Consider the following 12,504-nt stretch of genomic DNA (forward strand, 5'->3'; position numbering starts at 1 on the left):
GCCTCCCGCTCTCCGCGGGCGCCTTCCCGCCACGCCACCTCCGGATCCCCGTCCTCGGACACCGCCTCCCGAGGCTCCCCGCCGCACCGCACCGCCGCCTCCGGGCCGTGCTCCCGCCCGCGGGGGCCCTGCTCATGTCCCGCGCCCAGGCCCTCCTGCTCCCGCTCGCGCTCCAGCATCCGCCGGAACGGCCCGTCCACGGCCGCCAGCGCCTCGTAGGCGCCGCGCTGCACCGTCCGGCCGCCGTCGAGGACGATCACCTCGTCCACCGCCCCCGCCAGCCCGGCCAGCCGATGGGTGATCAGGACCGTCGTCCGCCCGCGCGTGGCGGCCAGCAGATCGGCGGTCAGCGCGTCGGCGGTGGCCAGGTCGAGGTGTTCGGCGGGCTCGTCCAGCAGCAGGACGGGAAAGTCGGCGAGGACCGCGCGGGCCAGCGCCAGCCGCTGCCGCTGACCGCCGGAGAGTCGGGCGCCCGACTCCCCGACCAGGGTGTCCAGCCCGTCCGGCAGCCCGGTCACGAAGTCCGCCAGCCGCGCGGCGCGCAGCGCGCCCCAGAGCTCGTCGTCGGTGGCGGCGGTCCGCGCGATGCGGAGGTTCTCGCGCAGCGAGCTGTCGAAGATGTGCGCGTCCTGGGCGCACAGCCCCACCAGCCGCCGGACCCCGTCCCCGTCGGTCGCCGTGGCGTCGTGACCCGCCAGGGTGTAGGTGCCGGACTCCACGTCCACGAAGCGCAGCAGCACCTGGGCGAGGGTGGTCTTGCCGGCGCCGGACGCCCCGACCACGGCGACCCGCCGGCCGTCGGTCAGTTCCAGCGCGAAGTCCGCGAGGGCGGGGGCGGTACGGCCGGGGTAGCGAGCCGTCAGCCCGCTGACCACGAGCGGGAACGGCGACGCGGGAGCGGGCCCGTCGCCCTCGACGACCGGGGCGGGCGCGTCCACCACCTCGTACACCCGCTCCGCGGCACGGCGCACCCGCTGCCGGTACTGCACGGCGAGCGGCATCCCGGCGACGGCCTCGAAGGCGGCCAGCGGCGTCAGCACCACCACGGCCAGCCACACCCCGCCCAGCCGACCGTCCGCCACCGCGGCCACGCCCGCCCAGGCACTCGCGGCCACGGTCAGTCCGGCGGCCAGCGCGGACAGCCCCGCCCCGGCGGCGGTGGCGGCGGCGGTGCGGCGGGCGATGCCGGTGAGCGCGCGGTCGGCGCCGCGCACGTCCTCCAGCCGGCGCGGCAGCGCGCCGGCGACCGTCAGCTCCGCCGTGCCCGAGAGGAGGTCGACCACCTCGGCCGTCAGCGCGCCCCGCGCGGGGGCGAGTCGCCGCTCCGCGCGGCGGGCCACGGCGCCGGACACCAGGGGCACCAGTACTCCTGCCACCAGCAGCCCCACCGCGAGCGCGGCGCCCGCCTCGGGCAGCAGCCATCCGGTGAACGCCACGGCCACCACGCTCACGGTGACGGCCGCGCCCACCGGAAGCAGCCAGCGCAGGAAGTAGTCCTGGAGCGCGTCCACGTCGGCGACGAGCCGCGAGAGCAGGTCGCCGCGGCGCGCGTCCCGCAGCCCGGCCGGCGCCAGCTGCTGCAGCCTGCGGTACACGGTGACGCGCAGGTCCGCCAGGACCCGCAGCGCGGCGTCGTGCGAGACGAGGCGCTCGGCGTAGCGGAAGACGGCGCGGCCGATGCCGAACGCGCGGGTCGCGGTGACGGCCACCATCAGGTACAGCACCGGCGGCTGCTGCGAGGCCCGCGAGATCAGCCAGCCCGACACCGCCATGAGCCCTACGGCGCTGCCCAGCGCCAGCGCCGCCAGCAGCAACGCCGTCCCGAACCGCCCGGCCCGCGCCCGCCCCGCCCGACGCACCGCCGCCAACGGCCGCGCCGTCCCGACGGGATCGTCTCCGGCCCCCCGTCCGCCGCCCGCACCCACGGCAGACCCGGCACCGACCCCCACCGGAGGACGTACGCCGCCCTCCCGGCGAGCATCGCGGGCTCCCCCGTCCGCCCGCCCCGCACCTACAGCAGACCCGGCACCGACCCCCACCGGAGGACGTACGCCGCCCTCCCGGCGAGCATCGCGGGCTCCCCCGTCCGCCCGCCCCGCACCCACGACAAACCCGACACCGACCCCCACCGGAGGACGCACGCCACCCTCCCCGCGAGCACCGCGGCCTCCCCCATCCGCCCGGCCCGCGCTCGCGGAGGGGTCGGCACCGCCTCCGGCGACCGGACGGGCCTCCGCCCCCTCGGACTCCCCATGGGCCTCCTCGCCCGCCCGACCAGCGTCCGCACCGGCCGCCGCCGACGGGGTGGCGCCCTCGGGAACGGCCACGGCGGTGCCCACGGTGGTGCCCACGGCGGAGCCGCCGGGCGCGGCCGCCCGCGCCCCGGCCGAGAGGGCCTCGTCAGACGCGATCGCGGTCGCCCGAGCCCCACCCGGCAGCGCCGCCGCGCACGCGGGCGCGCCCGACCGGTCTGCCCGCGCGACGTCGCCAGCCACGGCCCCCGCCCCGGCTGACGGGCCCGTCATCGCCTCCCCGCCCCGCGGACCGGGACCTGCGAACGGCGAGCCGGGCATGCCGCCCTGTCCGAAAGACCGCCCCGCCCCGGCGACCGCACCCCTCGGGCCAGGGTGAACGGACACATCCTCCGACCCAGACAGCCCAGAACCACCACTCAGACCCGCGCCATCGGCCGAGCCCACCCCCGTGACACCGGCCGCTCCCCGCGGACCGGGGCGTACGGGCGAGTGGGTGGGCGCGTCCCCCGGCCCGAAGGGCCGGAAATCCCCCCGCGGCGCGGCGGACGCACGATCCCCCAAGCCTCCAGTCGCCAACGCCACCCCGCCCGGGAGCGCACCCGGCGACACGGCCCCGTCCGACAGGGCACCGTCCGACAGGTCCCCGTCCGACAGGGCACCGTCCGACAGGTCCCCGTCCGACACGGCCCCGTCCGACAGGGCACCGGGCAGGGCACCCGGCAAGGCACCCGGCAACGTGATGACCCGGTCCGCCACCGCGAGCAGCGCCGGGCGGTGGACGACCAGGAGGACGGTGCGGCCGGCGGCGAGGCGGCGGACGGCCGCCACGACGGCCGCCTCGGTCTCACCGTCGAGGGCCGCGGTGGGCTCGTCGAGCAGCAGCACCGGCCGGTCGGCGAGGAAGGCGCGCGCCAGCGCGATGCGCTGGCGCTGCCCGGCGGACAGCCCCGCGCCGTCGTCGCCGAGTGCGGCGTCCAGGCCGCCGGGCAGGGTGTCCACGAACTCCAGCGCGCCCGCCGCCCGCAGAGCGTCCCGTACGGCGGAGGCGTCGGCGTCCGGCCGGGCGATCCGCACGTTGTCGGCCACGGTGCCGGCGAAGAGACGGGGGCGCTGGGGGACCCAGGCGATCCGACGGTGCCACTCCTCGAGCGAGAGCTCGGCCAGGTCGACGCCGTCGACCAGAACGCGGCCCCGCGCGGGGCGCACAAAGCCCAGAACGGCGCTGAGCAGGGTGGACTTCCCGGCGCCGCTCGGCCCGACAAGGGCCACCGTCTCCCCCGCGCGGACCGCGAACGTCGTCTCCCGCAGGGCGGGTTCCGCCCGGCCGGGGTGTCGTACGACCAGTCCCTCGACCGCCAGCGTGCCCGGGGTGCCGGGCACGCCGGCCGTACCGGACGCGCCGGATCCATCAGCCGTACCGGACGCACGGTGGCCGTCACCCGTACCGGGCTGTCCGTCAGCCGTACCGGGCGCGCCCGGCGCTTCCCCTGTGCCGACCCCGTCCGGCACCGGCCGGCGCCCCGTCGCGGCCGGCTCGGTCTCCAGTACCGCGAAGACCTCGTCCGCGGCCGCCAGGCCCTCCGCGGCCGCGTGGTAGTGGGCGCCCACCTGACGCAGCGGCAGATACGCCTCAGGGGCCAGGATCAGGACCACCAGGCCGGTGGTGAGGTCGAGTTCGCCGTGGACCAGCCGCATACCGACACCGACGGCGACCAGGGCCACCGAGATGGTCGCCAGCAGCTCCAGGGCGAAGGAGGAGAGGAAGGCGATCCGCAGCGTGCGCAGGGTGGCCCGGCGGTAGTCGGCGGTGATGGCGCGGATGGACGCGGCCTGGGCCTTGGCGCGCCCGAAGACCTTGAGGGTGGGAAGTCCGGCCACGACGTCCAGGAAGTGGCCGGAGAGCCTGGTCAGCAGCCGCCACTGACGGTCCATCCGGGACTGGGTGACCCAGCCGATGAGCACCATGAACAGCGGGATCAGCGGCAGCGTGATCGCGATGATCAGCGCCGAGACCCAGTCGGCGGTGACGATCCGGGCCAGCACCGCCGCCGGCACCACCACCGCCAGCCCGAGCTGCGGCAGATAGCGCGCGAAGTAGTCGTCGAGCGCGTCGACGCCGCGCGTCGCCAGCGTCGTGAGCTCGCCGGTGCGTCGGGTGTCCAGCCAGCCCGGCCCCAGCCGGGTGGCGTGGGAGAGCAGCCGGGTCCGCAAGCAGGACTTGACCGCCGCGCTCGCGCGGTGCGCGGCCAGTTCGGTGAGCCAGGACACCACCGCCCGGCCGACGGCCACCGCGGCCAGCAGGGCGAGCGGCCGGGCCAGGTCGCCGGCGTCCCGGCCGCGTTCGAACGCGCCGACCACCACCTCGGCGATGAGCATCGCCTGGGCGATGACGAGCCCGGCGCCCGCCAGCCCGAGCGCCACGGAGGCTCCCAGGAAGAGGCGGGTGGCACGGGCGTGGCGCAGCAGCCGGGGGTCGACGGGCTTCATCGCGGCACCGCCTCAGTGCCCGACGGGGATGTGCTGGGTGCCTATCCGCTTGCGGAAGACCCAGTACGTCCACGCCTGGTAGGCCATGACCAGCGGCGTCATGATGAGCGCGACCCAGGTCATGATCTTGAGGGTGTACGGGCTGGAGGCCGCGTTCGACGCGGTCAGGCTCCAGGCGGGGTCGAGCGAGGAGGGCATCACGTCGGGGAAGAGAGCGAGGAAGAGCATGCCGACGGCGGCCGCGATGGTCACCCCGGACAGGGCGAAGGCCCAGCCCTCGCGCCCCGCGCGGTTCATCACCAGCGCCCCGGCCAGCGCCAGCACGGCGACACCGAGGGCGACCGCGCTGCGGCCGTTGCCGCCGTCGGCCTGGGTCCAGGCGAGGAAGGCCACCGCGAGCACCGCCGCCACCGGCCCCAGCACCCCGGCCTGGCGCCGGGCCCGGACCCGGATGTCGCCGACCGTCTTGAGCGCGGCGAAGACCGCGCCGTGGAAGGTGAAGAGCGCCAGCGTGGTGGCGCCGCCCAGCAGCGCGTACGGGTTCACCAGGTCCAGCAGGTCGCCGGCGTAGTTCTTGTCCGGCCCGATGGGCACCCCGCGCACCATGTTGGCGAAGGCCACGCCCCACAGGAAGGCGGGCACCAGCGAGCACCAGAAGATGGCGTGTTCCCAGTTGGTCTGCCAGCGCTCGTCGGTGCGCTTGTGCCGGTACTCGAAGGCGACGCCGCGCACGATCAGACAGACCAGGATGGCCAGCAGCGGCAGGTAGAAGCCGCTGAAGAGGGTGGCGTACCAGTCGGGGAAGGCGGCGAAGGTGGCCCCGGCCGCGGTCAGCAGCCACACCTCGTTGCCGTCCCAGACCGGCCCGATCGTGTTGATCAGGACGCGGCGCTCGGTGCGGCCCCGGGCCAGCGTCTTGGTCAGCACGCCGATGCCGAAGTCGAAGCCCTCGAGGAAGAAGTAGCCGATCCACAGGACGGCGATCAGCCCGAACCAGATGTCGTGAAGGTGCATGGCCTGGTGTCTCCTTGCCCGGTCGTCCGGCCGCTCAGTACGCGAAGGTCATCGGTCGGTCGGCCTCGGCCGCCGCCTCGGCGGCGGAGGCCCCCGTGCCGCCGGGGCCGCCCGGCAGCCGCAGCCGGGGGTCCTTCGCCGGCGGCCGCTCGTCGACGTCCGGCCCGGCCTTGGCGGTCTTGGCCAGCAGCCGCACCTCGATCACCGCGAGCACGCCGTAGAGCAGGGTGAAGACGCCCATGGAGATCAGCACCTGGCCCTGGCCGACGCCGGGCGAGACCGCGTCGCCGGTCTTCATCAGCCCGTAGACCGCCCAGGGCTGACGGCCCATCTCGGTGAAGATCCAGCCGAAGGAGTTGGCGAGCAGCGGGAAGCCCATGGTGAGGATCCCCAGTCGCCAGGCCCAGGCGGTGAGGAAGGGGGTGAGCTCGCGGTTCTTGGTGAGCATCAGGCGCGGCACCTCGTCCTCGCCGGTGCGGAACCGCGGCGCCAGCCACAGCTTCCTGCGGGTGGTCCACAGCCCGATGAGGCCGGCGGCGAAGGAGGTCATGCCGAAGCCGATCATCAGTCGGAAGCCCCAGAAGGCCATGAAGATGTCGGGGATGTAGTCCTCCGGCTCACCGCCGTAGAGCTCGGCCTCGCGCTCGGCGATGTCGTTGATGCCGGGCACGGGGTCGGTGAAGTTGTTGTGCGCGAGGAAGGAGAGGACGCCGGGTATCTCCAGCTCGGTGCTGTTGTGCCCCTCGCCGACCTCCCCGACGGCGAAGATCGCGAACGGCGCGGGTGCCTGGGTCTCCCACAGCGCCTCGGCGGCCGCCATCTTCATCGGCTGCTGTTCGAACATCACCTTGCCCAGCTGGTCGCCGCTGATCGCGGTGCCCATGCCGGACAGCACGGCGATGACCAGGCCGACCCGCAGCGAGGAGCGCATGGCGCCGATCTGCTTCTTCTGCTTCTCGCCCAGCTCCCGGCCCCGGTCCTGCGCCCGCTTGGCGCGCCACAGGTGGAGCGAGGAGATGCCGACCATGAAGGCGGCGCCGGTGAGGAAGGCGGCGGTGAGGGTGTGGAAGACGACGACCAGGGTGGTGTTCTGGGTCAGCACCGCCCAGAAGTCGGTGAGCTGCGCCTTTCCGGTGGCCTTGTCGATGGTGTAGCCGACCGGGTGCTGCATCCAGGAGTTCGCGGCGAGGATGAAGTACGAGGACAGCACCGTGCCCATGGCCACGATCCAGATGCAGGCGCAGTGCAGCTTCTTCGGCAGCTTGTCCCAGCCGAAGATCCACAGACCGATGAAGGTGGACTCGAAGAAGAAGGCGATCAGCGCCTCCATCGCCAGCGGGGCACCGAAGACGTCACCGACGAAGCGGGAGTAGTCCGACCAGTTCATGCCGAACTGGAACTCCTGCACGATGCCGGTGACCACCCCCATCGCGATGTTGATCAGGAAGAGCTTTCCCCAGAACTTCGTCGCGTGGAAGTACTTCTCCTTGCCCGTGCGCACCCACGCGGTCTCCAGCCCGGCCGTGATCGCGGCCAGGCTGATCGTGAGCGGGACGAAGAGGAAGTGATAGACGGTCGTGATGCCGAACTGCCATCTCGCCAGCGTCTCCGGCGCCAGGGCCAGGGTCACCGTATCCACGCAGGACTCTCCTTACCGTCGTGCCCTCCGCCCCCGCACCCCTCGTGACACACGACTATGTCCGCACAAAGAGGGACGAAACACGGAGCTTGTGAACGCGTTCACATTCACAAGCAATTATGGCGCACCCGGATTCGCCCCTTTCCACCGGGGGGTCGCAAGGGCCGAACGGGCCAATGTGAGAGTGTGGAAAGGTTGAGCCGAAAAAGACCGACCGAAACCGGTCGGTTCCCACCGGCTCGTTCCGCCGCGTCCGGCGGCTCACTCCGTCGCGCGTCGGCGGCTCGATCCGCCGCACGCCACCGCGCGCCCCGCGCCGTGCGCCGCGCGACGCCGTCCCCCCTGGCCGGGCCCGCCCCCTCGGGTGACTCGCCCGGCCCGCCACCCCCGTCAACGCCGACGAGGGCCGCCGCGCGACGCGACGACCCTCGATCACCGGGGTACGAGAGCGACCTCTCGCCCACCCTGGGTGCTACATGGCCTTGCGGAACTCCTCCGCCGCCCGCAGGAAGATGTCGTTCGCCTCGACCTCGCCGATCGTGATGCGCACACCGTCGCCCGGGTACGGACGGACGATCACGCCCGCCTTCTCACAGGCCGCCGCGAAGTCCGCGGTGCGCTCGCCCAGCCGCAGGAAGACGAAGTTGGCCTGCGACTCGGGCACCGTCCAGCCCTGTCCGACGAGCGCCTCGTAGACCCGGGCCCGCTCCGCCACCAGTGCCTCGACCCGCTCCCACAGCGCCTCCTCGCTGCGCAGCGAGGCGATCGCCGCCTCCTGGGCGATGTGGCTCACTCCGAAGGGGACCGCCGTCTTGCGCAGCGCCGCGGCGACCGGCTCGTGCGCGATCGCGAAGCCGATACGCAGTCCGGCCAGCCCGTACGCCTTGGAGAAGGTGCGCAGCACGCAGACGTTCGGCCGGTCCCGGTAGAGGTCGACGCCGTTGGGGACCTGCGGGTCGCGGATGAACTCCAGGTACGCCTCGTCCAGCACCACCAGGATGTCCGAGGGGACCCGGTCGAGGAATCGTTCCAGCTCCTCGCGGTGGAGCACGGTGCCGGTCGGGTTGTTCGGGTTGCAGACGAAAATGAGCCGGGTGCGGTCGGTGATCGCGGCCGCCATCGCGTCCAGATCGTGCGCCTCGCCCTCGGTGAGCGGCACCTGGACCGAGGTGGCCCCCGCGATCTGGGTGATGATCGGGTACGCCTCGAAGGACCGCCAGGCGTAGAGCACCTCGTCGCCCGGACCGGCCGTCGCCTGCACCAGCTGCTGCGCGACACCGACCGAGCCGGTGCCGGTGGCGATGTGCTCCGCCGGTACGCCGAAGCGCTCGGCGAGCTCGGCGACCAGGGCCGTGCAGGCCAGGTCGGGGTAGCGGTTGATGGTGCCGGCGGCGCGCGTCGCCTGCTCCAGCACCCCCGGCAGCGGCGGGTACGGGTTCTCGTTGGAGGACAGCTTGAAGCTCACCGGGCCGTCGGCGGCCGCCGGCTTGCCGGGCTTGTACGTCGGAATGCCATCCAGCGCAGGGCGCAGCTTGGGGCTCTTCTCAGACACCGCAGGTCCTCCTCGACCGTTCCGAGCACATCAGCACATCAATACTGCACACCTTAAGAGGATTCCCGGCTGCTCCGTAAGGACCAAAGGTCCAGGGATCCGGGGACCGGCGACACGCACCGGGTCGGGTGGCAGGAGACGCGAGGGCGCGGACCCGGCGCTCCCCGCGCGCTTCCGTGCGCGGGTGGCGGAAGCGGTGGCGCGCTTCACCCGTGCAGGTGAGTTGAGACCTCTTCGAAACATGGACCAATCGCCAGGTGTAGATATGCCAGGGGCCTCCGGAGGCTTACCTATTCTTCCAACTGCCTGCATTTCCAAGGTAGTTAGCGCAAGCGGTCTTGCAGAATCGTGCCTTCCCAGGGCCGTTTGGGGGACCCCGCAGACCTGCCACCCGAGCCCTACTATCGGCTCGCCATGACAGCAGCAGGGAAGCACCAGGTGAGCCGGTCGGCCGGCCGCCGGTTGGGGCGGGCGGGCATCCGGGACGTGGCCGCCGCAGCCGGTGTCTCGATCACGACTGTCTCCGACGCGCTCAACGGCAAGGGCCGGCTCCCGGACGCCACCCGCCGCCATGTCCGCGAGGTCGCCGACCGACTGGGCTACCGCCCGTCGGCGGCTGCCCGCACGCTCCGTACCGGCAAGTCAGGGCTCATCGGCCTGACCGTGACGACCTACGGGGATGAACCTTTCACCTTCACCGAATTCGCCTATTTCGCGGAGATGGCCAGGGCCGCCACCTCCGCGGCCCTGGCCCGCGGCTACGCCCTCGTCATCCTCCCCGCCACCTCCCGCCACGACGTGTGGTCCAACGTCGCCCTCGACGGCACCGTGGTCATCGACCCCTCCGACCACGACCCGGTCGTGGCCGAGCTGCTGCGCCAGGGCATCCCGGTGGTGAGCGACGGCCGCCCGGCCGGCACCCTGCCGGTCACGGCCTGGGTCGACAACGACCACGAGGCCGCGGTGGAGGGGCTCCTCGACCACCTCGCGGACGCCGGGGCCCGCCGCATCGGGCTGCTCACCGGGACCACGACCGACACCTACACCCGGCTCTCCACCACGGCGTATCTCAACTGGTGCCGCCGGGTCGGCCAGGACCCGGTGTACGAGGAGTACCCGGCCCACGACCCGTGCGCCGGGGCCGTCGCCGCCGACCGGCTGCTCGCCCGCCCCGATCGGCCCGACGCCGTATACGGCCTGTTCGATCCCAACGGCACCGATCTGCTCGCCGCCGCCCGGCGCTACGGGCTGCGGGTCCCGGACGACCTGTTGCTGGTGTGCTGCAGCGAGTCGGCGGTCTACGCCAACACCGAGCCGCCCATCACCACCCTGTCGCTCAAGCCGCGCCGGATCGGCACCGCCGTGGTCCAGCTGCTGATCGACGCCATCGAGGGGCTGGACAGCGAGCGCCCGGTGGAGCAGGTGATACCGACCGAGCTGATGGTGCGCACCTCCTCCCAGCGTCGGCCGCCGCGCACCACGATCAGCCCGCAACGGGGCCCCGCGGGCGACTGACGGCACGGCGAGCGAGCCTCGGACCGGCTCCCGGACCTGCTGGGGACCGGGCTCCGGGACAGGTCCCCGGATCGGGCCGCCGGCTCGTCCGCGTGCCCGGGCGGTGGGGTTCCGGGAGGTCCGCCGGGGACGCCGTGGCGCGTCCCGGGCCCGCCCCGTGGGACGGACGCGCGGCCTTCGGGCGGCTGACGGCCGGCCGGGCGAAGCCGGACTAGAGTCGGAGCGGACCCGCCTACCGGGCCAATTCGGGAGAAAACACCGGCCGAGTGGAGCCTCACCTCGATTGACGGCACCCTGGTGCGTCACAAGCCCTGACGGTCATTCCTATGATGGGCGGACGACACCGTGGACCGCCCTCGACCAGGCACGGTCCACAAGGTGCACGGCGGCGCGATGGTGGAGGGGTCGATGACTCAGGGGGCCGGTCTGGGACCCACGGCACGGACCACGGCGGACGTTCCGCCCGTACCCGCGTACGCCGCGTCGCCCGCGCCCGTACCCCCGCCCGTGCGCCCGCGCCCTTATGCCACCACCGAGCCCCGCGCCACCTCGCCGCAGCCACCCCATCCGGTGCCGCCGGCGGAGTACGCCTCCCCGGCCGGTGACCAGCCCGCGCCCGCCCGGCCGACCGCGGAGCACGCCGCCGCGCGACAGCCCGCGGCGGAGCACGCCCCCGCGCACCAGCCCGTGACGGAGCACGCCGCCGCGCGACAGTCCGCGACGGAGCACCCGCACGCCCAGCGCCCCACCGCTCAGCCGTCCGTCGCGGAGCACACCCACGCGCCGCACCAGGCCGCCGGCCAGCCGCACCCGCACCACCCGGCTCCGGAGCCCGCGGCACCGCCCCGGCACCCGGACGCCGAGCAGCCGCGGCCCGTCGTCGCGGAGCACCCGCACCACTCCGAGCACCCGCCCGTGGCCCCTGCCTCGCAGCCCCCGCGCCCCGAGCACCGGGAGCCGGAGTACGTCGAGCCCGCCGAGTACACCCCCACCGAGCGCAGCCTGCCGCTGATGGGCCCGGGCCACACGCTGCCGGACACCCCGCTGGTGCCGCCGGGGGGCCTCCCGGACCGCCCGACGGTGACCCTCACCCCGGTGCCCGACCCGGCCCGCGGCGCCGCACCCGAGGGCCCCGGCCCGCTGTACGTCGTCGGCGATGTGCACGGCTACCACGACGAGCTGCGCGAGGCGCTGGCCGCCGAGGGGCTCATCGACGCCAAGGGCGACTGGGCCGCGGGCAACACCCGGCTGTGGTTCCTCGGCGACTTCACCGACCGCGGCCCGGACGGCATCGGCGTCATCGACCTCGTGATGCAGCTGTCCGCCCAGGCCGCCGCGGCCGGCGGCTACTGCAAGGCGCTCATGGGCAACCACGAGCTGCTGCTGCTGGGGGCCAAGCGGTTCGGCGACACCCCGGTCAACTCCGGTGCCGGAACCGCCTCGTTCCAGGCCGCCTGGCTGCTCAACGGCGGCCAGCGCACCGACATGGAGCGACTCCAGGACCACCACCTGCAGTGGATGGCGCGGCTGGACGCGATGGCCGAGGAGGACGACCACCTGCTGGTGCACTCCGACACCACCGCCTACCTCGAGTACGGCGACTCCATCGAGGCCGTCAACGACGCGGTGACCGAGGCGCTGCAGCGCAGCGACGCCGACGAGTGCTGGGAGCTGTTCCGCAAGTTCACCAAGCGGTTCGCCTTCCGCGACGAGGAGGCGGGGCCGCAGGCGGTGCGGGAGCTGCTGGAGACCTACGGCGGCCGCCGGCTGGTCCACGGCCACAGCCCGATCCCGTACCTGCTCGGCGAGGTCGGTTCGGAGGACGGCGAGGACGACGGCGCACCCTCCGTGGACGGTCCGCACGTCTACGCCGACGACCTCGTGGTGGCGATGGACGGCGGCGTCACGATGGCCGGAAAGCTGCTGGTCGCGCAACTTCCCCTGGCCGGCTGAGGATTCGACGGAAGGCCGTGGGGGCGGGCGGGGAGTTCCACCCGGGCGGGGCCAATTCGGGAAACACCCTGTCACCCCGTCCCGGATCC

Annotated in this window: 5 protein-coding genes and 1 pseudogene; 2 read left to right on the forward strand and 4 right to left on the reverse strand. The window is 73.8% G+C overall.

Annotated features, from left to right (window positions below; all coding sequences use genetic code 11):
* Positions 1-158: 158 nt before the first annotated feature.
* From cydD to hisC, 4 genes and pseudogenes are all read right to left on the reverse strand, one after another.
* A pseudogene (gene cydD, locus LRS74_RS16220) lies at positions 159-4,742 on the reverse strand (thiol reductant ABC exporter subunit CydD); the annotation flags it as partial.
* Between the two features lie 12 nt (positions 4,743-4,754).
* Positions 4,755-5,756 (reverse strand): cytochrome d ubiquinol oxidase subunit II, encoded by a 1,002-nt coding sequence (gene cydB / locus LRS74_RS16225; protein WP_277741671.1) that lies wholly within the window; start codon positions 5,754-5,756, stop codon positions 4,755-4,757.
* Positions 5,757-5,790: 34 nt separating this feature from the next.
* Positions 5,791-7,386 (reverse strand): cytochrome ubiquinol oxidase subunit I, encoded by a 1,596-nt coding sequence (locus LRS74_RS16230; protein ID WP_277744782.1) that lies wholly within the window; start codon positions 7,384-7,386, stop codon positions 5,791-5,793.
* 481 nt (positions 7,387-7,867) lie between these two features.
* Entirely contained in the window at positions 7,868-8,947 is a 1,080-nt protein-coding gene (gene hisC / locus LRS74_RS16235; protein WP_277741672.1) for a histidinol-phosphate transaminase, read from the reverse strand.
* 414 nt (positions 8,948-9,361) lie between these two features.
* Here hisC and LRS74_RS16240 point away from each other — a divergent pair, with 414 nt between their 5' ends.
* Both LRS74_RS16240 and LRS74_RS16245 read left to right on the forward strand, forming a co-directional pair.
* Positions 9,362-10,462 carry a LacI family DNA-binding transcriptional regulator gene (locus LRS74_RS16240; RefSeq protein ID WP_144383101.1) on the forward strand — a complete coding sequence of 367 codons (1,101 nt, stop codon included), beginning with the start codon at positions 9,362-9,364 and terminating at the stop codon, positions 10,460-10,462.
* A 915-nt stretch (positions 10,463-11,377) separates the two neighbouring features.
* Positions 11,378-12,415 (forward strand): metallophosphoesterase, encoded by a 1,038-nt coding sequence (locus LRS74_RS16245; protein ID WP_347178197.1) that lies wholly within the window; start codon positions 11,378-11,380, stop codon positions 12,413-12,415.
* Positions 12,416-12,504: the final 89 nt, after the last annotated feature.

This window comes from Streptomyces sp. LX-29 (genome assembly GCF_029541745.1).
Taxonomy (GTDB): Bacteria; Actinomycetota; Actinomycetes; order Streptomycetales; family Streptomycetaceae; genus Streptomyces.